Source organism: Pseudonocardia sp. TRM90224, from assembly GCF_021245725.1.
GTDB lineage: Bacteria > Actinomycetota > Actinomycetes > Mycobacteriales > Pseudonocardiaceae > Pseudonocardia.
Map to the genome: position 1 here is coordinate 128,909 of NZ_JAJGSX010000005.1, position 23,421 is coordinate 152,329.

The 23,421-nt window shown below is 71.9% G+C and carries 23 protein-coding genes; 7 read left to right on the forward strand and 16 right to left on the reverse strand.

Annotated features, from left to right (window positions below):
• Window position 1: 1 nt before the first annotated feature.
• The 4 genes from hisD to nadA form a co-directional block, all read right to left on the reverse strand.
• Window positions 2-1,321: a histidinol dehydrogenase gene (hisD, locus tag LL648_RS09880; RefSeq protein WP_232662163.1), complete on the reverse strand. Its 1,320-nt coding sequence runs from the start codon at window positions 1,319-1,321 to the stop codon at window positions 2-4.
• A gap of 69 nt (window positions 1,322-1,390) precedes the next feature.
• Window positions 1,391-2,254 carry a carboxylating nicotinate-nucleotide diphosphorylase gene (nadC, locus tag LL648_RS09885; RefSeq protein WP_232662164.1) on the reverse strand — a complete coding sequence of 288 codons (864 nt, stop codon included), beginning with the start codon at window positions 2,252-2,254 and terminating at the stop codon, window positions 1,391-1,393.
• A complete protein-coding gene (locus tag LL648_RS09890; protein ID WP_232662165.1) occupies window positions 2,251-3,834 on the reverse strand; it encodes an L-aspartate oxidase in 1,584 nt (527 codons plus the stop codon). The genes nadC and LL648_RS09890 overlap by 4 nt, the downstream gene beginning before the upstream one ends.
• Entirely contained in the window at window positions 3,831-4,829 is a 999-nt protein-coding gene (nadA, locus tag LL648_RS09895) for a quinolinate synthase NadA (protein WP_232662166.1), read from the reverse strand. Before nadA ends, LL648_RS09890 begins: the two co-directional genes overlap by 4 nt.
• Window positions 4,830-4,986: 157 nt before the next feature.
• On the opposite strand from nadA, the gene LL648_RS09900 reads away from it, so the two are divergent.
• The 4 genes from LL648_RS09900 to LL648_RS09915 all read left to right on the forward strand — a co-directional run bounded on the left by LL648_RS09900 (window position 4,987) and on the right by LL648_RS09915 (window position 7,535).
• Complete coding sequence (locus LL648_RS09900; RefSeq protein ID WP_232662167.1) at window positions 4,987-5,697, forward strand: NUDIX hydrolase; 711 nt, start codon at window positions 4,987-4,989, stop codon at window positions 5,695-5,697.
• Window positions 5,698-5,701: 4 nt separating this feature from the next.
• Window positions 5,702-6,379, forward strand: a complete 678-nt coding sequence (locus LL648_RS09905; protein ID WP_232662168.1) for an LON peptidase substrate-binding domain-containing protein — start codon at window positions 5,702-5,704, stop codon at window positions 6,377-6,379.
• Window positions 6,380-6,653: 274 nt separating this feature from the next.
• Window positions 6,654-7,286: a DedA family protein gene (locus LL648_RS09910; protein ID WP_232662169.1), complete on the forward strand. Its 633-nt coding sequence runs from the start codon at window positions 6,654-6,656 to the stop codon at window positions 7,284-7,286.
• A gap of 6 nt (window positions 7,287-7,292) precedes the next feature.
• Window positions 7,293-7,535 carry a hypothetical protein gene (locus LL648_RS09915; RefSeq protein WP_232662170.1) on the forward strand — a complete coding sequence of 81 codons (243 nt, stop codon included), beginning with the start codon at window positions 7,293-7,295 and terminating at the stop codon, window positions 7,533-7,535.
• 177 nt (window positions 7,536-7,712) lie between these two features.
• On the opposite strand, the gene LL648_RS09920 is transcribed toward LL648_RS09915, so the two are convergent.
• From LL648_RS09920 to LL648_RS09935, 4 genes are read right to left on the reverse strand one after another with little or no spacing between them, the layout of a single operon-like run.
• Complete coding sequence (locus LL648_RS09920) at window positions 7,713-8,120, reverse strand: PIN domain-containing protein (protein WP_232662171.1); 408 nt, start codon at window positions 8,118-8,120, stop codon at window positions 7,713-7,715.
• The gene (locus LL648_RS09925; RefSeq protein ID WP_374112014.1) at window positions 8,121-8,390 is read right to left on the reverse strand and encodes a type II toxin-antitoxin system Phd/YefM family antitoxin; all 270 of its coding nucleotides are present in this window, start codon (window positions 8,388-8,390) and stop codon (window positions 8,121-8,123) included.
• Between the two features lie 24 nt (window positions 8,391-8,414).
• On the reverse strand, window positions 8,415-9,389 hold the full coding sequence (locus LL648_RS09930; protein WP_232662173.1) for a GNAT family N-acetyltransferase: 975 nt from the start codon (window positions 9,387-9,389) through the stop codon (window positions 8,415-8,417).
• Between the two features lie 42 nt (window positions 9,390-9,431).
• A complete protein-coding gene (locus tag LL648_RS09935; RefSeq protein ID WP_232662174.1) occupies window positions 9,432-10,406 on the reverse strand; it encodes a GNAT family N-acetyltransferase in 975 nt (324 codons plus the stop codon).
• A 120-nt stretch (window positions 10,407-10,526) separates the two neighbouring features.
• Between LL648_RS09935 and LL648_RS09940 the strand changes: the two genes are divergently transcribed.
• Entirely contained in the window at window positions 10,527-11,387 is an 861-nt protein-coding gene (locus LL648_RS09940; RefSeq protein WP_232662175.1) for a PaaX family transcriptional regulator, read from the forward strand.
• Between the two features lie 83 nt (window positions 11,388-11,470).
• Here the strand turns inward: LL648_RS09940 and dnaE are convergent, their stop codons facing one another.
• Complete coding sequence (gene dnaE / locus LL648_RS09945) at window positions 11,471-15,013, reverse strand: DNA polymerase III subunit alpha (RefSeq protein WP_232662176.1); 3,543 nt, start codon at window positions 15,011-15,013, stop codon at window positions 11,471-11,473.
• 190 nt (window positions 15,014-15,203) lie between these two features.
• Between dnaE and LL648_RS09950 the strand changes: the two genes are divergently transcribed.
• Window positions 15,204-16,079 carry an alpha/beta fold hydrolase gene (locus tag LL648_RS09950; protein ID WP_232662177.1) on the forward strand — a complete coding sequence of 292 codons (876 nt, stop codon included), beginning with the start codon at window positions 15,204-15,206 and terminating at the stop codon, window positions 16,077-16,079.
• A complete protein-coding gene (locus LL648_RS09955) occupies window positions 16,076-17,143 on the forward strand; it encodes a glycosyltransferase family 4 protein (protein WP_232662178.1) in 1,068 nt (355 codons plus the stop codon). The genes LL648_RS09950 and LL648_RS09955 overlap by 4 nt, the downstream gene beginning before the upstream one ends.
• Window positions 17,144-17,281: 138 nt before the next feature.
• Here LL648_RS09955 and LL648_RS09960 read toward each other — a convergent pair whose 3' ends face one another.
• The 7 genes from LL648_RS09960 to lspA form a co-directional block, all read right to left on the reverse strand.
• Window positions 17,282-18,442: a glycosyltransferase gene (locus LL648_RS09960; RefSeq protein WP_232662179.1), complete on the reverse strand. Its 1,161-nt coding sequence runs from the start codon at window positions 18,440-18,442 to the stop codon at window positions 17,282-17,284.
• 74 nt (window positions 18,443-18,516) lie between these two features.
• On the reverse strand, window positions 18,517-19,647 hold the full coding sequence (locus tag LL648_RS09965; protein ID WP_232662180.1) for a hypothetical protein: 1,131 nt from the start codon (window positions 19,645-19,647) through the stop codon (window positions 18,517-18,519).
• The gene (locus tag LL648_RS09970) at window positions 19,644-20,369 is read right to left on the reverse strand and encodes a DUF998 domain-containing protein (RefSeq protein WP_232662311.1); all 726 of its coding nucleotides are present in this window, start codon (window positions 20,367-20,369) and stop codon (window positions 19,644-19,646) included. The genes LL648_RS09965 and LL648_RS09970 overlap by 4 nt, the downstream gene beginning before the upstream one ends.
• A gap of 118 nt (window positions 20,370-20,487) precedes the next feature.
• A complete protein-coding gene (locus LL648_RS09975) occupies window positions 20,488-21,153 on the reverse strand; it encodes a hypothetical protein (protein WP_232662181.1) in 666 nt (221 codons plus the stop codon).
• Between the two features lie 293 nt (window positions 21,154-21,446).
• Complete coding sequence (locus LL648_RS09980) at window positions 21,447-21,650, reverse strand: hypothetical protein (RefSeq protein WP_232662182.1); 204 nt, start codon at window positions 21,648-21,650, stop codon at window positions 21,447-21,449.
• Between the two features lie 265 nt (window positions 21,651-21,915).
• The gene (locus tag LL648_RS09985) at window positions 21,916-22,800 is read right to left on the reverse strand and encodes an RluA family pseudouridine synthase (RefSeq protein ID WP_232662312.1); all 885 of its coding nucleotides are present in this window, start codon (window positions 22,798-22,800) and stop codon (window positions 21,916-21,918) included.
• Between the two features lie 37 nt (window positions 22,801-22,837).
• A complete protein-coding gene (gene lspA, locus LL648_RS09990; protein WP_232662183.1) occupies window positions 22,838-23,416 on the reverse strand; it encodes a signal peptidase II in 579 nt (192 codons plus the stop codon).
• Between the last annotated feature and the right edge of the window lie 5 nt (window positions 23,417-23,421).

The following is a 23,421-nucleotide window of genomic DNA, read 5'->3' on the forward strand; positions in this document are numbered from 1 at the left end:
GTCACCGCGCGAACCTGGCGCTCACGGCCTCGCCGTGCGCTGGGAGGTCTTCCGCGACGGCGAGGGTCTGCACGGCGTCGGCGACGTCGCGCAGCGCCTCCTCGGTGTACTCGATCACGTGCACGCCGCGCAGGAACGTCTGCACGGACAGCCCCGCGGAGTGGCGCGCGCAGCCACCGGTGGGCAGGACGTGGTTCGAGCCCGCGCAGTAGTCGCCGAGCGAGACCGGCGCCCACGGCCCGACGAAGATCGCGCCGGCGTTGCGGACGCGGTCGGCGACGGCCCTCGCGTCGACGGTCTGGATCTCCAGGTGCTCGGCGGCGTAGGCGTCGACCACCCGCACGCCGTCGTCGACGCCGGCGACGAGCACGATGCCCGACTGCGGGCCGGTGAGCGCCGTGCGGATCCGTTCGGTGTGCTTGGTGTCGGCGACGCGCTGCTCCAGCTCGCGGTCGACCGCGTCGGCGAGCTCGACCGAGTCGGTGACCAGCACCGATGCCGCGTTCGGATCGTGCTCGGCCTGGCTGATCAGGTCGGCCGCGACGTGCACCGGGTCGGCGGTGTGGTCGGCGAGCACGGCGATCTCGGTGGGGCCGGCCTCCGCGTCGATCCCGATCATGCCGCGGAGCAGCCGCTTCGCGGCCGTCACGTAGACGTTGCCCGGCCCGGTGACGACGTCGACCGGCTCCAGCTCGGCGCCGTCGGTGTCGGTGCCGCCGTACGCGAGCAGCGCGACGGCCTGCGCGCCGCCGACCGCCCACACCTCCTCGACGCCGAGCAGCGCGGCCGCCGCGAGGACCGTCGGGTGCGGGAGCCCGCCGTGCTCGGCCTGCGGCGGCGAGGCGACGACGAGCGACTCGACCCCGGCCTCCTGCGCCGGCACGACGTTCATGACGACGGTCGACGGGTAGACCGCGAGCCCGCCGGGCGCGTAGAGCCCGACCCTGCGGACCGGGACGAACCGCTCGGTGACCGTGCCACCGGGCACGACCCCCGTGACGATGTCGGCGCGGCGCTGCTCGGAGTGCACCGCCCTGGTGCGCTCGATCGCGACCTCCAGCGCCGAGCGCACGGCGGGGTCGAGCGCGGCGAGCGCGCCCGCGAGCGTCTGCTGCGGCACCCGGACAGCGCTGGGGCGCACCTTCTCGAACCGCTCGGCGAACTCCATGGCGGCCTCGACGCCGCGGTCGCGCACGGCGTCGACGATCGGCCGGACCTGGTGCACCACCGAGTCGATGTCCACCTCGGCGCGCGGCAGCAGGCCGCGCAGTGCCGCGGTGCGCGGCAGCGGCTCGGAACGGAGATCGAGTCGGCGGAGCATGGGGATCAGCCTACGTCGCCGTGTCGCTCCGGTTACCGCCGAGCGACCAACCTCATGGGCCCCACCGGGTCACGTTCCGAGGTCGAGCCCGAGGTCGAGGGCCTTGACGGAATGCGTGAGCGCGCCGATCGACAGGTAGTCGACGCCCGTCTCGGCGTAGGTGCGGGCGTTCGCCAGCACCAGCCCGCCCGACGACTCCAGCAACGCGCGCCCGCTCCCCCGCCGCCGGACGGCCTCGCGGGTCGCCTCGACGGTGAAGTTGTCCAGCAGCACCAGCTCGGCGTCGAGCTCGAGCACCTCGTCGAGCTGCTCGAGCGAGTCGACCTCGATCTCGTAGGGCAGCTCCGGGGCGAACGCGCGGGCCGCAGCGAGCGCCTTGCCGACCGAGCCGGCCGCGGCAACGTGGTTGTCCTTGATCAGCACGGCGTCGCCGAGCCCCAACCGGTGGTTGACGCCGCCGCCGCAGCGCACCGCGTACTTCTCCAGCAGCCGCAGCCCGGGCAGGGTCTTGCGGGTGTCGCGGATGCGCGCGGCCGTGCCGGCGACGGCATCGACCCACGCCGCGGTCGCCGTCGCCACGCCCGAGAGGTGGCAGAGCAGGTTCAGCGCCGTGCGTTCCGCGGTGAGCAGCCCGCGCACCGGTGCACGAACGGCCAGGGCGACGTCGCCCGCGGCCAGCCGCTGCCCGTCGGGCAGCGCGGAGAGCACCTCGTACGTGCCCTCGCCGAGCACGGTGTCGAGCACCGCGAGCGCGACCGGAACTCCGGCCAGCACCCCCGGCTGCCGCGTCGTGAACGAGCCGACGGCGACGGCGTCGGCAGGCACGGTCGCCGCGGTGGTGGCGTCCGGGCCGTAGCGCAGGTCCTCGTCGAGCGCGGTGCGCACGACGCGCCGCAGGTCGTCGAGGTCGGGCCCGGCAACGGTGGCGGTCATGCCGCACCCACCAGCGCGTCGGTGCGCACGACGGGCCGGCCGGCGGCGTCGAGCACCACCACGGAGCTGGCGCGCTGCCAGCGGTCGTCGCGATCGGGGAAGTCGGTACGCACGTGACATCCTCTGCTCTCGGTGCGGGAGCCCGCCACGGCCAGCACGGCCTGCGCGAGCACGGTCAGCGCGGCGTCCTCGACGCCCGCCCGGTCGGTGACGGCTCGCGGCACGGCCGCGGCCTCGATGATGTCGGACGCGGCCGCGAGCCCCGCGGCGTCGCGCCCGATGCCGGCGGCGGCGCTCATCGCCCGCTGCACGACCCCGCGCGGTGCGACGGCGAGCGTCGGGGAGCCGACCGGGCCGGGGCCCTGCCGGTCGCGCCCGACCAGGTCCGTCGCGACGGCCCGCGCGGCCCGGCTGCCGAGCACCAGGCCCTCCAGCAGGCTGTTGGACGCAAGTCGGTTCGCACCGTGCAGGCCGGTGCGCGCGACCTCACCGGCCGCGTACAGGCCGGACACAGCCGTCCGCCCGGTCAGGTCGGTTACGACCCCGCCGCACGCGTAGTGCGCGGCCGGGGTCACCGGGATGGGCTCGCGCACCGGGTCGATCCCCGCCGCGCGGCAGGCAGCGAAGACCGTCGGGAAGCGCTGCGCGAAGCCGTCGAGCGCCCGCGCGTCGAGGTAGACGCACTCGGCGCCCGTCGCGGCGAGCGTGCGGGTGATCGCGGCCGCGACGACGTCACGTGGCGCGAGGTCGGCCAGCGGATGCACATCCGTCATGAACCGGCGGCCGGCCCGGTCGAGCAGCACCGCGCCCTCCCCCCGGACGGCCTCGGTGACCAGCGGCCGCCGTCCCGTCGCCGGGCCGTCGTAGAGGACGGTCGGGTGGAACTGGACGAACTCGAGGTCGGCCGCCGCCACCCCGGCGCGCAGCGCGAGAGCGATGCCGTCGCCGGTCGCCGTCGAGGGGTTGGTCGTCGAGGCGTAGAGCTGCCCGTAACCGCCGGTCGCCAGCAGCACCGCCGGCGCCGCGAGCACACCCGGACGGCCGCTCCCGTCGAGCACGGAGAGGCCCGCGACGGCACCGGACTGGTCACGCAGCACGTCGACGGCCACGTGGTCGGTGAGCAGCGGCAACCGGCGGTCGGTGGCGGCCGTGACGAGCGCGCGCTCGACCTCGGCGCCGGTCGCGTCGCCGCCCGCGTGCACCACCCGGAACGCAGAGTGGCCGCCTTCGCGCGTGCGGGCGAGGCGCCCGTCGGCGCCGGGGTCGAACCGGGCACCGCGGGCCCGCAGCCGGGCCACCGCGCCGGGCCCGTCGGCGAGGATCGACGCCACCGCAGCGGCGTCGCACAGCCCACCGCCGGCTTCGAGTGTGTCGGCGACGTGCGCGTCGACGGTGTCACCGGCTATGTCGCCGACCACCACGGCCACGCCGCCCTGCGCCCAGCGGGTCGAGCCGGCGTCGACGGCGTCCTTCGTCACGACGACGACCCTCAGGCCCAGCTCGGCGGCGTCCAGCGCGGCGGTCAGGCCGGCGACGCCCGACCCGACGACGATCAGGTCGGCCTGCGCGTCCCAGCTCATTCGCCACCGCCGGGCTTGCCGATCTCGATCATCCGCTGGACGGCCGCCCGGCCGCGGGCCGCGAGGTCGGGCGCGACGTGCACCTCGTCGGTGCCGTCGCGCAGCGAGCGGACGAGCCTCTCCGGTGTGATCATCTTCATGTACCGGCAGGACGCCCGCTCGTTGACGGCCCGGAAGTCGATCTCGGGAGCCGCCTTCCGGAGCTGGTGCAGCATCCCGATCTCGGTCGCGACGAGCACCGAGCTGGCCGTGCTCTCGCGCGCGGCGTCGAGCATCCCGCCGGTGGAGAGGATCTTGACCCGCTCCGGCGCGACGGCCCCGGCACCCGCGAGGTAGAGCGCCGAGGTCGCGCAGCCGCACTCGGGGTGCACGAACAGCTCGGCGTCGGGGTTGGCCTCGACGGTCGCGGTCAGCGACGGCCCGCTGATGCCGGCGTGCACGTGGCACTCGCCGGCCCAGACGTGCATGTTCTCCCTGCCCGTGATCCGGCGGACGTGCGCGCCGAGGAACTGGTCGGGCAGGAACAGCACCTCGCGGTCGGCCGGTATCGACTCGACCACCTCGACGGCGTTGGACGACGTGCAGCAGATGTCGGTCTCGGCCTTCACCGCGGCGGTCGTGTTGACGTAGGACACGACGACCGCGCCGGGGTGCTCGGCCTTCCACGCGCGCAGCTGGTCGGCGTCGATCGAGTCGGCGAGCGAGCAGCCGGCGTTCGCGTCGGGGATGAGCACCGTCTTGTCCGGGGCGAGGATCTTGGCCGTCTCCGCCATGAAGTGGACGCCGCAAAAGACGATCGTCGACGCTTCGGACGCGGCGGCGGCCCGCGAGAGCGCCAGCGAGTCGCCGGTGATGTCGGCGACGTCCTGGATCGCCGGCAGCTGGTAGTTGTGCGCGAGGACCACGGCGTTGCGGCGGCGGGCCAGCTCACGCACCTCCTCCGCCCAGCCGGGGTACGGATCGGCGCCGGCGGTTGCGAGCTCCGAGACGGTCATCGTGGTCTCCTCTGTTTTCGACTCTTAGTCGTAAACTGGCACGATCCTAACCCGCTCCCGGCCCGCCGGGCCCACCGACGTGACGCGGACCTCACCGGCCCGCAACCCGCCGTTCATGTGCACCGAGCGGGCGCGGCGCGGGCGATAAGGTCCGGCCATGGCCCGTCCCGTCGAGCACGAGGTGCTCGCGGCCGTGCTCCAGATCCGCGACGGCGTGCTCCAGGCGCTCACCTGGCAGCGCGCCCGCCCGCCCGACGAGGGCCGCTGGGCCGTGCCGGGCGGCCTGCTGCGCGACGACGAGGACGTCGAGCAGTCGGTGCTTCGCCAGCTCGCCGAAAAGGTCGACGTCCGCGAGGTCGCCCACGTCGAGCAGATCGCCGTCTTCAGCAGGCCCGACCGCGTGCCCGGCGCCCGCCGGATCGCGACGGCGTTCCTCGGGCTCGTGCCGTCCGACGCCGTGCCCGCGATCCCCGACGACACCGCCTGGCACCCGATCACCGCGCTGCTCGACGGAACCGTGCCGACGGCGTTCGACCACGCGGAGATCGTCACGGCGGGTCACGAGCGGCTGCGCGCGAAGCTCTCCTACACGAACCTCGGGTTCGCGCTCGCGCCACGCGAGTTCACGATCTCCGCGCTGCGCGACCTCTACACCGCCGCGTTGGGCCATCCGGTCTCCGCCACCAACCTCCAACGGGTGCTCACCCGCAGGTCAGTACTCGAACCGACGGGTGCCGTCGCGCCGCCCGGGCCGTCGGGAGGCCGCCCAGCAGCCCTCTTCCGGTTCGCGGAGATCACGCTGCGCGTAACCGACGCGTTCGCGGTTCTCCGGCCGCCGGGCGAGGCCGTCCGCGGCGCCGTACCGTAGTCACGTGGCCGAGACGCTCCCGATGTTCCCGCTGGGAACCGTGCTGATGCCGGGTGCGACGCTGCCGCTGCACATCTTCGAACCGCGGTACCGCCAGCTCACCGTCGATCTGGTGACGGGCGCGGCGCCGGCTAAGCAGTTCGGCGTCATCGCCGTGCGCGAAGGCTGGACCGCCGACGACGACGGCATCGACGGCCTGCACGGCATCGGGTGCACCGCGGAGCTGCGCGACGTCACCAAGCTGCCCGACGGGCGCTACGACATCATCACCTGCGGCGCGCAGCGGTTCCGGCTGCTGGAGCTCGACGCGGAGACGAAGCCGTACCTCATGGGCACCGTCGAGTACCTGCCCGACGCCGAGTGCGCCGACACCGCCGACCTCACCCGCATGCTGATCGCGTCCGCGCGCGACGCGCATCGCCGCTACTGCGCGACGGCGTGGAAGCAGGGCGAGTGGTCGGAGCCGGAGGCCGACGTCGAGGCGGCGACGCTGCCGCACATGCTCGCGGCCGACTGCCTGCTCCCGATGGCCGATCGCCAACAGCTGCTCGAGCAGACCTCCCCCACCGAGCGGCTGCGCATGATCCGCGCGATGCTCGCCCGCGAGACCGGCCTGCTCACCCAGCTGCGCGCCGTGCCGGCACCGATCACCGCCTACGCCGTGGACCACAGCTTCAATTGAGGTTCCGGGTGGGTGGCGGGCTGCGCCGGGGTGCGTGCGACCCGCACGCGAGGGCAGGAAAGCCACTTTCCGGCCCTCACAGGGCAGGAAAGTGGCTTTCCTGCCCTCCACCGGCACCCCGCCCGGCAGTCGGATTCCCCCGGCTCCGTCCGCCCTCGCCGGCCCCGTCCGACCGAAGTTCCGCGCCGTTCATCCGAAGGTAGGGAAACCCTGAGTCCGATCTCGGGGGCCCGCCCGGATGTCACCGGCGCCCGCGATCAGCAACATCATCTGCGTGACACACGCCATCCTCGACATCCTGACCACGGTGATGAGCTCGCCGTGGCTCTACCTCGCCATCTTCGCGCTCGCGACGCTCGACGCGTTCTTCCCGGTGGTGCCCGCGGAGACGGCCGTGATCACGGCGGGCGTCTTCGCGGCCTCGACCGGGCAGCCGCACCTGCTGCTCGTGATCGCCGTCGCCGCGGTCGGCGCGTTCGTCGGCGACCACATCGCCTACACGATCGGCCGGACCACCAACACCAAGCTCCGCACGGGCAAGCGCACCGCGAAGTCGTTCGCGTGGACGGAACGCCTGCTCGCCGAACGCGGCGGCCTCGCGCTCGTCGTCGCCCGCTACATCCCGGGCGGCCGCACCGCCTGCACCTTGACCATGGGCGCGGTCGCCTACCCGCGCCGGTCCTTCGCCTTCTTCGACGCCATCGCCGCGACGTCGTGGGCCGTCTACTCCGGCCTGATCGGCTTCATCGGCGGCGCGGCGTTCGAGAACGACCCGATCAAGGGTCTGCTCCTCGGCGTCGGCATCGCCGTCACGATCACCGTGATCGTGGAGGTCGTCCGCTACGTCCGCAAGCGCAAGGCGGCACCCACTGCGGAGCAGGAGCTGACCGGCTCCGCCGCACGCTGATCCGAGATGTCGGAACAGCTGTACGTTTCCGCGGTGCGGATCACGTCCGAACGACGGATATCCAGCCCCGAGCCAGTTTGCGGGGCGCTCGACGTCGAACCGGCGGACGACGTCCGCGACGATGTGGCGACCGTCGTGCCCACCACAGAGCCGCGGGGTCACGGTCGCCAGGTCGTCGACGCTCTCCGAGGCACCGGCGACGGCATGCTCAGCACCGAAGAGATCATGGCCATGAGCCGTGGTGACTGAACCCACCCGCAGCAACGCCGGGCGACTCGACCGGTCTGATCGACATCATCATCGAGAACCCGAGCTGGGACGAATGGTCGGAGACCGACCGCACGCAATCCCCGCAGGTGGAGCTGATCGAGTCGCATTCACGGAGCAAGCACCCGCTGAGCGAGGCGACAGGTTGCACGGCCTCGCTCAGGACGCGGGCTCGACGGCGATGACGTCGACCAGTCGGTCGATGCCGACGAAGTCGTCCGGGTTGCATGTGACCAATGGCAGCTTGGCCGCCGCAGCCGTCGCCGCGATCTGCAGGTCGAGCCGTCGTGGCCGCGGGTTTCGACCAACTGCCCGAACGAGTGTCGCCAGCACGCCGTAGATCTTTGCCTCCTCGACTCCGAAGGGCAGGATCTCGAACAAGTCGAGGGCCTCACGGTAGAGCCGATCACGTTCGGCTTGAACCGTAGGGTTGCCCAAGCCGAGGCCGAATGCGAGTTCGGCCAGTGTGACGGCGGTCAACACCGGAGTTCGGTCGGTGAACTCGCCGAGCCGCAGACGTCCGAAGTCGATGTAGACGGACGTGTCGACGACGTAGTGCTCAGTCACTCAGTACTCGATGCGGTCGTCGCCGAAGATGACGTCGTCCGCCGCCCGGTCTGCGTACCACTGCCCGACGTCGACCGGCGGTTGGCTCTGCCTGAGCTTCTGCAATTCGCCGAACGTCATCCGCCGCTTCGCAGGCACCCCTGCGTGCGGCACGATGTCCGCGATCGGCTTGCCGTTGCGGGTCACCGTGAAGCTCTCGCCGGCCTCGACGCTCCGCATGATCTCGGCGTTGTCGTTCCGCAACTCGCGCTGGCTGATGGTTCGAGGCACGAGAGCCATCGTAGCGCATATGCGCTACGCCTTCGCGCTACGCCCGAACGTAACCTCGCGCCGCCGCAGCACGAATCCGGCGCGCTCGTACACCCCCACCGCACCGGTCGGGTTCTGGCTGTCGACGGTGAGCGCCGCCTGCTCGAAGCCCTGCTCGACCGCCGTCGCGAGGACGTGCGCCAGCAGTGCCGCGGCGACGCCCTTGCCGCGCCACTCCGCGACGGTGCCCACCGTGTCGATCAGCAGCTCCTTGATCCCGGTGTGGGCGAAGTCGGCCTCGTACTCGTAGGAGAGGACGTAGCCGGCCACGGCTCCCCCGGCGTCGCACGCGGCGACGGAACAGCCCGAGCGGAAGTTCTTGCTGTACGTCCGCGCGTGCGCGAATCCCTCTGCGGTGTCGGGCGAGGATCCCCAGTGGTCGCGGAACGCCTCGTTGTGGGCTGCGCGGAGCCGCTCGTCCCAGTCGCGGTCGTACTCGGGGCCAAGCGGGTTGAGCGTGAGACCGTCGGGGACCGCAACGGCCGCAACCGGCCTCGCGAGGTCGCGCTTCAGCTCCGACCACCACCGCACCGGCGCCATGCCGAAGTCGGCGAACAGCGCGGCAGCGTCGGCCATCTCCTCCGGCACCTTCGCGGTCAGCATCGCGTTCAGCTGCTCGGCACGCTGCGCGGCGACGCTCAGCAGTGCCGTGCCGATCCCCTGCCCGCGGCGCTCGGGATGGACAGCGGCGAACGCCATGACCTTCTGCCCGGTCATCGCCCCCTCGCCCTTGTAGATGATCTGGTAGGCGACCGGCTCCTCGCCGTCGAGCACCATGACTGTGTCGAGCGCGAGGTCCATGTCGGGATCGGCGAGCTCCTCGGCGCAGTCCTCGACGTCGTAGTGCCAACCCCGCTTGTCGACCTCCTCGATCGCACCGCGCAGGGACGCCAGTCGCTCCGCATCGTCGATCTGGAGCGGCCGCAGCCGCAGCGCGGGCGGGAGCGCAGACGTCGTCACTCCGCAACGGTAGCCAGCGACCGTTGCAGAACGCTGCCGATTTCACAGCGCGCGGGAGGAGTAGACGACGGCCGTTCGCTCCAGGGTGTATCCGGCGCGTTCGTAGACGCCGACGGCACCGGTGGGGTTCCGTGTGTCGACGGACAACCCCGAGCGCTCGTACCCGAGCGATGCGGCCGTGGCCAGCACGTACGCCATCATCGCCGCGCCGACGCCCCTGCCTCGCCAGGCCGGCACCGTTCCGACGGTGTGCACGAGCAGCTCCCGCACGCCGGTCCGGGCCGTCGCCGAGTCGTACTCGAAGCCCAGCACGTAGCCGGCGACCTCGCCGTCGGGCGCCATGGTGGCGACGGAAGCCTCCGGCCGGAAGTTGCTGTTGCCCGTCCGCCCGTGGACCCAGCTCTGCGCGCTGATGGGCGGGGAGCCCCAATGGTCGGCGAACGCGGCGTTGTGCGCCGCCCGCAGCGGCCCGTCCCAGCGTGCGGGGTCGTACCCCGGCCCCAGCCGGAGCAGCCGCAGCCCGTCCGGAACCGGGGCGGGCGTCACGGGAACCGCGAGGTCGCGCGTCAGGTCGGCCCACCGCCTGCCCGGCACCAGCCCGGTCCGCTCGGCGACCACGACGGCCGCCGGGTCGGCGTCCTGGACCGTCAGCAGCAACGTCACGTACTTCGCCGCAGCCACCTCCCGGACCCACCGCACCAGCGCCGTGCCGATCCCCCGGCCGCGATGGGTCGGGTGCACTCCGCCGCGCCCGCGCAGGAACGGGCCGACGTCCAGCCCGCTCCCGCTGCTGAGCAGCACGTACGCAACAGCCTTCGCGCCGTCGAACACCAGGGCGCTGGCGTCCGCCAGCTCGACGGAGGGATAGCCGAGTTCGCGTGTGCAATCGGCGACGTCGGCGTGGTCGCCGAACCGGTCCACCTCCTCGATCGCGAACCTCAGCTCGGCGAGCGCAGCGGCGTCCTCGACCTGGAGCGGGCGGTGGCGCAGTCCGGCCGGGAGCTCAGGAGCGGGCACCAGCCGACGTTAGACGTTCTGCAATGCAAGCCGGTACCGGAACATCGAGGTGATCGTCGGCAGCGCAATGGACAGTGCGTGCTCTCACTGTGTCGGCCAGATGCCCTAATGTGACTGGCCATGTCGGCCGCCGAGCCCCTCACCGTTCATCCGGCGCTCTCCCGGCGCCGTGAGCTCGGCGCAACGAGCGCCCGATCGCTGCTGCTCACCGTCCTCGGCGAGTTCGTCCTGCCCCGCAACGAGCCCGTCTGGACGCAGGTGCTGATCGACGTGCTGGGCAGTCTCGGCGTGGAGCACAAGTCGGCGCGCCAGGCGTTGGCGCGCACTGCGGCCGAAGGACTGCTGGTGTCCGACCGGGCCGGCCGCAGGGTCCGCTGGTCGCTCACGGAGCAGGGCCGCAGGCTGCTGACCGACGGGGCGTCCCGCATCTACGGCTTCGGCGCCGCCGCACGCGCCTGGGACGGGCGGTGGTTGGTGCTGCTCGTCAGCGTGCCCGAGACCCGCCGCCAGCTGCGCCACCGCCTGCGCACCCGGCTCGCGTGGGCCGGCCTCGGCTCCCCCGCGCCAGGCGTGTGGGTCACGCCCGACCCCGCGAAGTCCGACGAGGTGGCCGAGGTCATCGCCGACCTCGGGCTCACCGGCGTGACCAGCTCGTTCGTCGGCCCGTTCGGCCCTATCGGCGAGCAGCGGGCCGTCGTCGAGCAGGCGTGGCACCTCGCGGAGGTCGAGTCGGCCTACGAGGAGTTCCTGGAGACGTTCACCGACGCCGCACCCTCGTCGCCCGCCGAGGTGCTCGCGCACCAGATCCACCTCGTCCACACCTGGCGGCGCTTCCCGTTCCTCGACCCGAAGCTGCCCAGCGAACTGCTGCCCTCGGAGTGGGCGGGCGCGCGCGCCGCCCGCCTCTTCGACACCCTCCACGCCCGCTGGGACAAGCCCGCCCAGCAGCACTGGCAGCGCCTCGTCCGCACCGCCGTCTGACCCCCGAATCTCCCCACCGTTTTGGGTGGATGCGCGCCCAGCGAGCGCGCAAGTGCCCAAAACGGTGGGGAAGTCGGAACGCCCTAGCCCAAGCAGCCCGGCCCGAGCAGCGCTTTCAGATCGCCCATCAACGACGGGGAGTTGGTGACCTTGAGCGCGTCGTCGAGGCGCAAGGGGGTGTTGACGTTCCCGCGGATCAGGGTGAGGTGCACCTCCGACGTTCCCGGGTGGTTGACCAGCACCTCCTTCAGCCGCGAGATCCGCTGCGGGGTCACCTGCTCGGTGCGCATGCTGACCTTCACCGGCGCGCCCGGCCCGTTGCCGCCCTGGGTGAGGTCGGGCACGGCGAGGTCGTTGACGATCAGCGAGACGCGGTCGTCGCGCCGGTTGACCCGGGCCTTGACCAGCACGATCGCGTCCTCGGCCACGTCGACGCCGACAACCTGGTAGCAGCGCGGGAAGAACAGCACCTCGATGCCGCCGGCGAGGTCCTCCAGCTGCGCCGACGCCCACGGCTCGCCGTTCTTGTTCACCCGCCGGTTCACCCCGGCGAGGATCCCGCCGACGGTGACCTGCGCGCCCTCGGGGACCGTGCCTTCGAGGATCGTGGAGATCGGGGTGTCGGCCTTCGCCGAGAGCACCTGCTCGACGCCGTGCAACGGGTGGCCCGAGACGTAGAGCCCGAGCATCTCCCGCTCGACGGCCAGCTGGTGCTTCGGGTCCCACTCATCGACGGGCACCTTGACGTCGAACACCGAGTCGAGCTCGGAGGGGCCGCTACCGTCCATCGACCCGAAGAGGTCGAACTGCCCCATCGACGCGGCCTTCTTGGTGCTCATCACCGCGTCGATCGCGTCGGCGTGGACGAGCAGGAGGCCCTTGCGGGGGTGGCCGAGCGAGTCGAACGCGCCGGCCTTGATCAGCGACTCGATGACCTTCTTGTTGCAGACCACCGCGTCGACCTTGCGCAGGAAGTCGGAGAAGTCGGTGAAGTTGCCCTTCTCCTTGCGCGCCGCGACGATCGCGTCGACGACGTTGACCCCGACGTTGCGGATGCCGCCGAGCCCGAACCGGATGTCGGTGCCGACCGGCGCGAAGTTGCGCACCGACTCGTTGACGTCGGGCGCCAGCACCGTGATCCCCATCCGCCGGCATTCGGCGAGGTAGACCGCGGCCTTGTCCTTGTCGTCGCGCACCGAGGTGAGGACGCCGGACATGTACTCGGCGGGGTAGTTCGCCTTCAGGAAGGCGGTCCAGTACGACACCACGCCGTACGCGGCGGAGTGGGCGCGGTTGAACGCGTAGTCGGAGAAGGGCAGGAGGATGTCCCACAGCGTCTTGACCGCGGCGGCCGAGTAGCCGTGGTCCTTCATGCCCTGCGCGAAGCCGGCGTACTCCTTGTCGAGGATCTCCTTCTTCTTCTTGCCCATCGCGCGGCGCAGCAGGTCGGCCTTGCCGAGCGTGTAGCCGGCGAGCTTCTGCGCGATCGCCATGACCTGCTCTTGGTAGACGATCAGGCCGTACGTCTCGCCGAGGATGTCCTTGAGCGGCTCCGCCAGCTCGGGGTGGATCGGCGTGACCTCTTGCCGCTTGTTCTTGCGGTCGGCGTAGTCGTTGTGCGCGTTGGCACCCATCGGGCCCGGCCGGTACAGCGCGCCGACGGCCGAGATGTCGTCGAACTCGGTGGGCGCCATGCGCCGCAGCAGGTCGCGCATCGGGCCGCCGTCGAGCTGGAACACCCCGAGCGTCTCGCCCTTGGCCAGCAGCTCGTAGGTCTTCGGGTCGTCGAGCTCGACGTCCTCGATGACGAGCTTCGGCTTGCCGTTGAGCTCGATGTTCTCCAGCGCGTCGTCGATGATCGTGAGGTTGCGCAGGCCGAGGAAGTCCATCTTCAGCAGCCCGAGCGTCTCGCATGCGCCCATGTCGAACTGCGTGATGATGGCGCCGTCGGAATCGCGGCGCTGGATCGGGATGACGTCGAGCAGCGGCTTCGACGACATGATCACACCGGCGGCGTGGACGCCCCACTGCCGCTTGAGGCCCTCGAGCCCCCGCGCGGTGTCGATGATCTCCTTGACCTGCGGGTCGGCCTCGTACAGCGCCCTGACCTCGGTGGCCTCCGAGTACCGCTTGTGGCTGGGGTCGAAGACACCCGAGAGCGGGATGTCCTTGCCCATGATCGCTGGCGGCATCGCCTTGGTGATGCGGTCGGCCACGGCGTAGCCGGGCTGGCCGTAGAGCACCCGCGCGGAGTCCTTGATCGCGGCCTTCGCCTTGATCGTGGAGTACGTGATGATCTGGGCGATGCGGTCCTCGCCGTACTTCTCCGTGGTGTAGCGGATCATCTCGCCGCGCCGGCGCTCGTCGAAGTCCATGTCGATGTCGGGCATCGAGATGCGCTCGGGGTTGAGGAACCGCTCGAAGATCAACTTGTGCTTGATGGGATCGAGGTCGGTGATCCCGAGGACGTACGCGACCAGCGAGCCCGCCGCCGAGCCACGGCCGGGGCCGCACCGGATGCCGACCGACTTCGCGTGCTGGATGAGGTCGGCGGTCACGAGGAAGTAGCCGGGGAAGCCCATCTGGATGATGGTCTGCAGCTCGTACTCGGCCTGCTTGCGGTACTGCTCGGTGATGCCGCTGGGGAACCGCATGTGCAGACCCCGCTCGACCTCCTTGATCAGCCAGCTCTCCTCCGTCTCCCCCTCGGGGACGGGCGCGCGCGGCATGAGGTCCTGGCCCTCGGTGAACGTGACGTTCACGCGCTCGGCGATCAGCAGGGTGTTGTCGCAGGCCTCGGGGAACTGCGGGTCCCACTGCGCACGCATCTCGGCGGGCGACTTCAGGTAGAAGTCCTGCGCGTCGAACTTGAAGCGGTTCGGGTCGGCGAGGGTCTTGCCGGTCTGCACGCAGAGCAGCACCTCGTGCGGCTTGGCGTCCTCGGCGTAGGTGTAGTGCAGGTCGTTGGTGGCCAGCCCCGGCAGGTCGAGCTTCTTCTTAAGATCGAAAAGCTGCTGCTGGACCCGCTTCTCGATCTCGATGCCGTGATCCATCAACTCGCAGAAGAAGTTGTCCTTGCCGAAGATGTCGCGGTAGTCGCTCGCGGCCTGGCACGCGTCGTCGAAGCGGTCTTGCTGGAGCAGCCGCTGCACCTCGCCGGACGGGCAGCCGGTGGTGGCGATGATCCCCTTGCCGTAGGTCTCCAGCAGCTCGCGGTCCATGCGGGGCTTGTAGTAGTAGCCCTCGAGCGACGCGAGCGAGGAGAGCCGGAAGAGGTTGTGCATCCCCTCGGTGTTCTCCGCCAGCAACGTCATGTGGGTGTACATCTCACCCGGGTTGTCGTCGCTGATCGTCTGGCCGCCGAGCGTCGCGCGCTTGCGCTCGTGGCGCGAGCCGGGCGAGAGGTAGCCCTCCATGCCGATGATCGGCTTGACGCCGTGGGCGTTGGCCTTGCGCCAGAACTCGTAAGCCCCGAACACGTTGCCGTGGTCGGTCATGGCCAGCGCGGGCATCTCCATCCGCGCGGCTTCCTTGAACAGGTCGTCCAGTCGGGCGGCCCCGTCGAGCATGGAGAACTCGGTGTGGGTGTGGAGGTGGACGAAGCTGTCGCCGGAAGAATTGGCCATCGGGCTGGGGAGCTCCCTCCTGGCGCGGCCCGCAGGGCAACGCTCGATCGACGCGGTGCCCGTCGCCACGAGGGAGACGGGGAGCCGCAGGGATGAGTCAGGTTAACCCCGTGCCCCGACAGTTCACGCGACCCGGGTGCGGGCGTGGCGCGCACCCTCGGGGTGTAGGCCGGCTCGTAGTATCGGGTGAGTGACCGACCGCTCTCCCTACGCGACGCTCGTCGGGCGGACCGAGGTGCGCCGCACCGCGCTCGAGCTGCGCGGAGGGCTCACCCACTGCTGGGTGTACGGCCCTGCCGACGCCGCGACCACGCTCGTCTTCCTGCACGGCCTGCGCGGTGATCATCACGGCCTCGAACCGATCGTCGCGCACCTCGACGGCGTCCGGGTGGTCGTGCCCGACCTGCCGGGCTTCGGCCTGTCCCCCGCGCTCCCGCACGACCGGCACGACGTCGCCGGCTACACGGAGTGGGCGCGCGAGCTGCTGGCCACGGAGCCGGGCGCGGTGCTCGCCGGGCACTCGTTCGGGTCGATCGTCGCGACGGCCACCGCGGCCGGGCTGCCCGACCTGCCCGGCCTCGTGCTCGTCAACCCCATCGCGACGTCGGCGCTGGCGGGGCCGCGGGTCGCGATGACCCGCCTGACCGTGCTCTACCACCAGGTCGCGGCGGCGCTGCCGGAGCAGGCCGGCACGTCGCTGCTGCGCAACCCGGTGATCACGCGGCTGGCGAGCGTCGCGATGGCGACGACCTCCGACCGCGCGCTGCGCCGCTGGATCCACGCGGAGCACGGCCGCTACTTCTCGACGTTCGCCGATCGCCGGGTGCTGCTGGAGGCCTTCCACGCATCGGTGGGGAACGACGTGGCCGAGTACGCCCAGGGCGTCTCCGCGCCGACGCTCCTGGTGGCCGCCGATGCCGACGACATCGCGCCGCTCGCGGCGCAGGCGGTGCTCGCGACGCGCTTCCCGACCGCCAAGCTGGTGACGGTCGCCGGAACGGGCCACCTCGCGCACTACGAGGCGCCGGCCGCCGTCGCCGCCGCCATCGCGGAGTTCCTCGCGTGAAGATCCTCTTCGACTGCCGGTACACGCGCATCGAACGGCACGACGGGATCAGCCGCTACACCGCGGGCCTGGTCGCCGCGCTTGGCAGGATCGCCGACGTCGAGCTGCTGATCAGCGACCCGCGCCAGCTCGCGCAGCTGCCGGACCTCCCCGCCCATGTCGTCAGCGGTCCCACGAGCATCCGGGAGCCGCTGGTCGCGCTGCAGGTGCGCCGGATCGGCGCCGACGTCGTCTTCTCCCCCATGCAGACGATGGGCAGCTGGGGCCGCCGGTACGGGCTCGTGCTGACCCTGCACGACCTCATCTACTACCGGAACCCGACACCGCCGCCGGAGTTCGCGTGGCCCATCCGGCTGCTCTGGCGGCTCTACCACCTCGCGTGGTGGCCGCAGCGGGTGCTGCTGAACCGGGCCGACGCCGTCGTAACGGTGTCGGCAACCACGGCCGAGCTCATGGCGCGGCACCGGCTGACCCGCAGGCCGGTGACGGTCGTGCCGAACGCCCCGGAGCCGACCCCCGACCCGTCGCGGCTGCCGCGGACGGGCGCGCTGGTCTACATGGGCTCGTTCATGCCGTACAAGAACGTCGAGGTGCTGGCCCGCGCGATGGCCCGGCTGCCCGACCACGAACTGCACCTCATGAGCCGCGCGACCGAGGCCGACCGGGCCCGGCTCACCGCGCTGGCCGGCGGCGGGCGGCTGGTGTTCCACGACGGTGCGAGCGACGAGCTCTACCGCGAGACCCTGCGCGGCGCGACAGCGCTGGTCACAGCCTCGCGCGACGAGGGGTTCGGCATCCCGCTCGTCGAGGCGATGGGGGTCGGCACGCCCGTGGTGGTCAGCGACATCCCGGTGTTCCGCGAGGTCGGCGGCGACGCCGCGGCGTACTTCCCACCCGACGACGTGGACGCCGTCGTGGCCGCCGTCCGCGAGCTCGACGACCCCGAGCGGTGGGAGAAGCGCTCCGCGGCGGCACGGGCGCAGGCGGAGCGCTATACGTGGGAACGCTCGGCCGCCACGCTGCTCACCGTGCTGGAACGGGCGGCAGCCACCCACTCTCGGTAGCCACCCGCGGCCGCAGAGGAGGGCAGGAAAGCCACTTTCCGGCCCTCACAGGGCAGGAAAGTGGCTTTCCTGCCCTCGCGGCGAAGCCGCCGTGCTCACGCTCGGTGGTTGCCCCTGCGTCGCCCGCGCTGTGGAGGCCTACGCCACGCGGCGGATGGAGGCCCGCTCGCCGCCGAGGATGCGGCGGTAGACGCCTTCGAACGTGTCGAGGGTCGCGTCGATCGCGTGCTCGGCGACGATCTCGGTGCTGACCGCGCCCATGCGCTTGCGCAGCGCGGCGTCGCCGAGCAGCGCGGCGAGGCGCGTGGTCAGCTCCGGCACGTCGCCCGGCGTGTACAGCCACCCGTTGCGGCCGTTGCGCACGAGGTGCGGCAGCGCCATCGCGTCGGCGGCGATCACGGGAGTGCCGGCGGCCATCGCCTCCAGCGTGACCAGGCTCTGCAGCTCGGCGATGCCGGGCATGCAGAACACGTCGGCCCGCGCGTAGGCCTGCAGCAGCTCCTCCTCCGACACGAACCCGAAGAACGTCACCCGGTCCGAGACGCCGAGCGACTCCGCGAGCGCGGTCCACGCCGCACGCTCCGCGCCGTCGCCGACGATCTCCAGCTTGGCCGGCACGTCGGCCGGCAGCGCCGCGAACGCCTTGATCAGCTCGTCGACCCGCTTCTCCTGGTCCATCCGCCCGACGAACAGGACGGTCGGGACCTCGTTGCGGAGGACCGGCACCGAGCGGTAGCGGTCGGCGTCGATGCCGCAGGAGACCGGGAACGCGTCGCGCAGCCCGGCCGAGTTGACGAGCAGCTCGACCGCGCGCGGTGTCGGCGCGGTGACGGCGTCGGCGCGCCCGAACACCCGCCCGAGGTCGCGCCAGGCGATCTTGGACGCGATGGGCAGGACGAACCGCGACGCCGGGACGTGCGCCATCAGGTTCTCGGGCATGAAGTGGTTGGTCGCGACCAGCGGGCGGCCGCTGCGGTGCGCCGCCTTCACCATCCCCCTGCCGACGACCATGTGCGCCTGGGTGTGCACGACGTCGGGGTTGATGGCCTCCATCAGCACGGCCGCGGCCGGGCCGGCCTCCCACGGCATGCACACCTGGAAGCCGGGGTGGAACAGGTAGCGGTGCGAGCGCACGCCGTGGACGGTGACGCCGTCGCGGGTCTCCCGGATCGGCGGGCCGACCGGGGACGGCGCGACGACGTGGACCTCGTGCCCGCGGCCGGCGAAGCCGGTGGCAAGGCGCTCGGCGAAGCGGGCCGCCCCGTTGACGTCGGGCGGGTACGTCTCTGCACCGATCATGATGCGCAACGGCTTCACTGGAGAAGGTCCTCTCGAGTCTGTCGAGCGTTCGGTTCGGCGCGCGGCGGCTGGGGTCACCGGCGGTGGAGCAAGGGCATGCGCCGCTTCGATGCGGTCGGGTCGCGGCGGGCGACGGGGGATCCGGCCCCGGCTCTGCCTCCGCGGCGCCCTGTGCGACCGGTGTGGTCGCGACGATCAGTGGGGATCGGACGGCTCGCGGTCTTACGACCCGCTTCCCGTCCTCCCCGTTTTCCCGTGCTGTCGCCACCGTCGCTGTTCTCGGGCTCGGTGTCGCGGTGAGTGGACTGGCCGACGGCGTCGGGGTGGTGGCTGGCCAGCGCCACGACACCCGCGGTTGCGGTCGCCGCGGCGCCGATCAGCAGCAGCCACGTCTCCGGCGGCGTGGCGTTGCCCTCACCGAGGAGTACAACACCCAGCAGGACGGCGACGATCGGGTCGACGACCGTGAGGCACGCCACGACCACCTCGGGCGGTCCGGACGCGAAGCCCTGCTGCACGAGCCAGCCGCCGACGAGCACGGCGGCGACGATCCCGACGAGCGCGAACAGCACCGAAGGTGCGACCAGGCTGGCCGCGCCCGTCGTCACCGACTGCGAGACCGCCCGCATCAGCGCCGAGACCAGCCCGAACGCCACCGCCCCCGCGGTGACGCAGGCGACGCAGCGCACCCAGCCGGCGCGGGCGAGGCCGAGCGCGGCGAGCGCGACGACGATCCCGGCGACGATGAGTGCAGCGATCAGCGTGGCACTGTCCGGGGCCGGTGTGCTGACCGCCGTCCCCGCGGCCGTCGCGACGAACGCGGCGACACCGGCGAGGCTCAGCGCCACCCCGACGAGCACCCCGCCCGCGGGCCTGCGCCCGGTGCGCACCACGCTCAGCACCACCGCGATCGGCACGGCGAGCACGCCGATCGGCTGCACGATGGACAGCGGCGCCAGCACGAGCGCCACGGCGTGCATGGTGGTGCCGGCCGCGGCCAGCGCGAGACCGGCTAGCCATCCGGGACGGCGGGCGACGGCACGCAGGCCGCTCAACGAGAGCACGCCGCCCTCGTCGCTGACCTGCTCGTCGTCCGACTGCGCCGAGACCGCGCGGTGCTGCAGCACAGCTGCACCCGCGAAGCACACGGAGGCGACCACGGCGAGCACGATCGCCAGCGCTGGACCGGTCAGGAGCTCCCTCATGCGGCTTGTCCGAACTCTGCGGGCGTGGCGCCTTGTGCGACCTCGCCTGAGCTGCTCCGCGCGCCCTCGACCGCCAGCCGGGTTGCCCGGATCGTAGCGAACAGTCCCACCATCACTGCTGCGTACAGAACACGTTCCACCCCGCCAAGGAGAGGAATTCCTGATGAACCGGCGATAACGATCGGGACATAACTGAGCAGGAATACGGCACTCAATATACCGGCGGTACCTGAAGCCCAGCTCAGCACCGGTGCCATCGCCTTCCAGACCGGCACCTCACGGGCTCGCCTGGCCACCATCCAGCAGGCCAGGGGCAGTGCGACGAACACCCAGCCACCTGCTGCGCGGTGGATGTTCGACACGATCCCGGCCGTCGTGCCGGGCAGGTGGGTGGGGAACACGGCGACCGCGACCAGCGCCGCGGCGGCGCTGATCAGGACGCGGGCCGGGGTCTGTGGCCGGGGCAGCCCCGAGATCCGCAAGCCCGTCGAGAGCAGCAGGCAGCTCGCGGCCAGCGCGAACGCCGCCCAGGCCAGCAGCGCGTAGCCGCCGCCCACCACGACGTAGTCGCTGATCGGGTGCCACAGCGGATCGACGACGCCGTCGCCGATGACGTGGAGAGCGGCCATCGGGACCAGTGCAACGAGCACGCCGGCAAGCGCAAAAGCACCAGCCGGCCACAGCCTCTCGGGCTCCTGGCCCGTCCCCCCGGTCATCGTCATGGGGATCACCGTGCCAGCTCCGGACTGAGACGGACATCAGGATCTCCACCGAGTCCTTCTGGGGGTATCCCCCCATCCGCCTGATCGGGTTATTCCCGTCACCACATCGGTTGGCCGGTCATTGTGGTGTCACGGAACCGTCGTCAGGAGGCGGATCGGCCCTTTCGGTCTGCTCCGGCAACAAAGGGGAGAGAGCAAGCTCACGCAGGGTCGTACCGGCTGGTGCGGCGTGCACAGCGCGGACTCCGGGTGAGCGCGCGAGGGCCTCCAGGGCCGCCCGGTCGGCCGTGACGACGACGGCGAGCACGCAGCGGCAGCCCGCGTCGGCGAGCGCGCCGGACTCGGCCGCGGCGACGTCACCCGACCGGCCGGGCCCCCGTCGGGCCTCGGCCGCCGCGGCGGCGCGGGCCCGGGCGTTGTCCAGCGCGGCGGGCACCGGGACGCCCTGTTCGAGCGGCTCGAACCGCAGCGCCGTCTGCACCCGGTGCATGGGCGCCCGGAAGACGGCCGTGGTGATCGGCACCGGAAGGGCGGCGGTCTCGGCGGGCGTGCGCTCCTGGTCGAACTGGACGAGCGCCGGCGCCACCGCACCCGGCGGCGGGAGCTCGGCTGGCAGGCGGGCGAGGTAGCCGGCGACGGACTCCCCGGCCTCCGGCCCGAGCCGCACCGTCCCCGCCGCGGCGACCGGGGCGGCCGGCCCGAACCGCGACCCGGCGTACCAGGCGACCAGCAGTGCGACGACCGCACAGGCACCGAGGACGGCGAGCCGGCGGCGGGTGGTCACGGCGCGAGGCTACGCGCGCCGACGTCCCCACCGTTTTGCCAACCCGCACACCCTCCGGGGTCTGTAGGTAGGCAAAACGGTGGGGAAGTTCGGGGAGGCCGAGGACCTCGGGCGTGCAGCCGCTACGAGTTGACCAGCTGCGACACACGCTGGGTCGACACCTTCAGCACCGCCGCAATGTCCGCGCCGGACAGCCCGCAGCCTTCAGCCGCCGCGCGATGTCGCGGTACTGCGCAGCGGCTGCTTCCTGCGCCTTCTCCGCCTTCTGCACCGCCTCCCGAGCCGCCTCGGCCTCACTGGCCAGGTTTTCCGTCGAGCAGGTGCGTGACGATGATCGCTGCTGTTGCAGCGTCGGAGTGGCCGTCGAGTTCGAGGTAGTCGCGGACCATTCGCTCGGCTCTGGAGAGCGTCCGCGCCTGGGTGACACCGACGCCTTCGATGTCGAGCTCCCAGTAGCTACCCCATCGCCGTGCGGTCACCTTGTACGAGGTCGTCACTGCAGCCACCCCTTCCGCAGGCATTCCAGCCGCTTGATGGTGTCACGCACAACGCCGGGCGAGATGTTCGTGTGTCGCGGGATGTTCGCCGTGTGGGATCCGCACGGACAACCCCATTTCGTGTGCTCGCCCCCGATCGGAGAGAACTCGACAACCTTGCTCATGGAGTGCACGCGTGACGTCGCGCAGCCTCATCCCTCGTGTCACAGGCCATAGGCCCCCTAGATAGCAAATATCTAGGGGCCTAGAGAGAACGTCCTAGGTGTCAGTCGCGCAGCAGGTCGAGCGCGTGCTGCAGGTCGGCGGGGTACGGGCTCTCGAACTCGACCCACCGCCCGTCGGCGGGGTGGTCGAAGCCGAGCATCCGGGCGTGCAGCCATTGGCGCTGCAGGCCGAGGCGCTTGGAGAGGGTGGGGTCGGCGCCATAGGTGATGTCGCCGACGCAGGGGTGGCGCAGCGCCGAGAGGTGCACCCGGATCTGGTGGGTGCGGCCCGTCTCCAGCCGGATGTCCAGCAGCGACGCAGCGCGGAACGCCTCGATGGTGTCGTAGTGGGTGACGCTGGGCTTCCCGTCGGCGATCACTGCGAAGCGGTAGTCGTGCTTCGGGTGCCGGTCGATGGGCGCGTCGATGGTCCCGCTGCTCGGGTCGGGGTGGCCCTGCGCGACGGCGTGGTAGCGCTTCATCACCGTGCGTTCCTTGAACGCCCGCTTGAGCACCGAGTAGGCGTGCTCCGAGGCCGCGACGACCATCACGCCGGTGGTGCCGACGTCGAGCCGGTGCACGATCCCCTGCCGCTCGGCCGCGCCGGACGTGGAGACGCGGTAGCCGAGCGCCGCAAGCCCGCTGACGACCGTTGGGCCGGTCCAGCCGGGGCTGGGGTGCGCGGCGACCCCGACCGGCTTGTCGACGACGATGATGTCGTCGTCGGCGTGCAGGATCTCCAGCCCTGCGACGACCTCGACCGGCGCGTCGATCGTGGTGGGCGCCTCCGGTTCCGGCAGCTGCACCTCCAGCCACGACCCCGCGGTCAGCCGGTCCGACTTGCCCGCGGCCTGCCCGTCGAGCGCGACCCTGCCGTCCTCGGCGAGCGCCGCGACGACCGTGCGGGACAGGCCGAGCAGCCGGGCCAGCCCGGCGTCGACGCGCATCCCGTCGAGCCCGTCGGGGACGGGCAGCTGCCTCGTGTCACTCACCGGCTGGAGCCTCCGCTGCCTTGCGATCGGCTGCCTTGCGATCGGCCGGGCGGCTGCCGTCGAGCTCGCGCCCGAGCAGCGCCATCAGCACGAGCAGCACCCCGCCGGAGACGATCGACGAGTCGGCCAGGTTGAACACCGGCCACGCCCGCCCGTCCGGCGCGAAGAGCGACACCATGTCGACGACGTGCCCCTGGAACGGCCCCGGCGCGCGGAAGACCCGGTCGGAGAGGTTGCCGAGCGCGCCACCGAGCACCAGCCCGAGCGCAACGGCCCAGCCCGTCGACCGCAGCCGCCGAGCCACCCGGATGATCACCACGACCACCGCGACGGCGACGATCGACAGCACCCACGTGTAGCCCGTCGCCAGCGAGAACGCGGCGCCCGGGTTGCGGATCAGCTGCAGGTACACCGCCCCGCCGAGCACCGCCACGGGCTCGCGGCCCTCCAGCTGCGCAACGGCGACGATCTTGGTGATGACGTCGGCGGCCAGCACGAGTGCGGCGATCACGGCGAGCAGCAGCACACGCGAGGCGGTCGGGGCCGCGGGAGGGGCGGGATCGTCGGTCACACGCT

Bases quoted from the DNA above. Each gene is read 5' to 3' on its own strand.
- LL648_RS09960 (WP_232662179.1), bottom strand. From the start codon at position 18,442: ATGATCGGTGCAGAGACGTACCCGCCCGACGTCAACGGGGCGGCCCGC.
- LL648_RS09890 (WP_232662165.1), bottom strand. From the start codon at position 3,834: ATGAGCTGGGACGCGCAGGCCGACCTGATCGTCGTCGGGTCGGGCGTC.
- dnaE (WP_232662176.1), bottom strand. From the start codon at position 15,013: ATGGCCAATTCTTCCGGCGACAGCTTCGTCCACCTCCACACCCACACC.
- LL648_RS09970 (WP_232662311.1), bottom strand. From the start codon at position 20,369: ATGACGATGACCGGGGGGACGGGCCAGGAGCCCGAGAGGCTGTGGCCG.
- nadC (WP_232662164.1), bottom strand. From the start codon at position 2,254: ATGACCGCCACCGTTGCCGGGCCCGACCTCGACGACCTGCGGCGCGTC.
- nadA (WP_232662166.1), bottom strand. From the start codon at position 4,829: ATGACCGTCTCGGAGCTCGCAACCGCCGGCGCCGATCCGTACCCCGGC.
- LL648_RS09985 (WP_232662312.1), bottom strand. From the start codon at position 22,800: ATGCGCGTCGACGCCGGGCTGGCCCGGCTGCTCGGCCTGTCCCGCACG.
- LL648_RS09965 (WP_232662180.1), bottom strand. From the start codon at position 19,647: ATGAGGGAGCTCCTGACCGGTCCAGCGCTGGCGATCGTGCTCGCCGTG.
- LL648_RS09900 (WP_232662167.1), top strand. From the start codon at position 4,987: ATGGCCCGTCCCGTCGAGCACGAGGTGCTCGCGGCCGTGCTCCAGATC.
- hisD (WP_232662163.1), bottom strand. From the start codon at position 1,321: ATGCTCCGCCGACTCGATCTCCGTTCCGAGCCGCTGCCGCGCACCGCG.
- LL648_RS09940 (WP_232662175.1), top strand. From the start codon at position 10,527: ATGTCGGCCGCCGAGCCCCTCACCGTTCATCCGGCGCTCTCCCGGCGC.
- LL648_RS09915 (WP_232662170.1), top strand. From the start codon at position 7,293: ATGTCGGAACAGCTGTACGTTTCCGCGGTGCGGATCACGTCCGAACGA.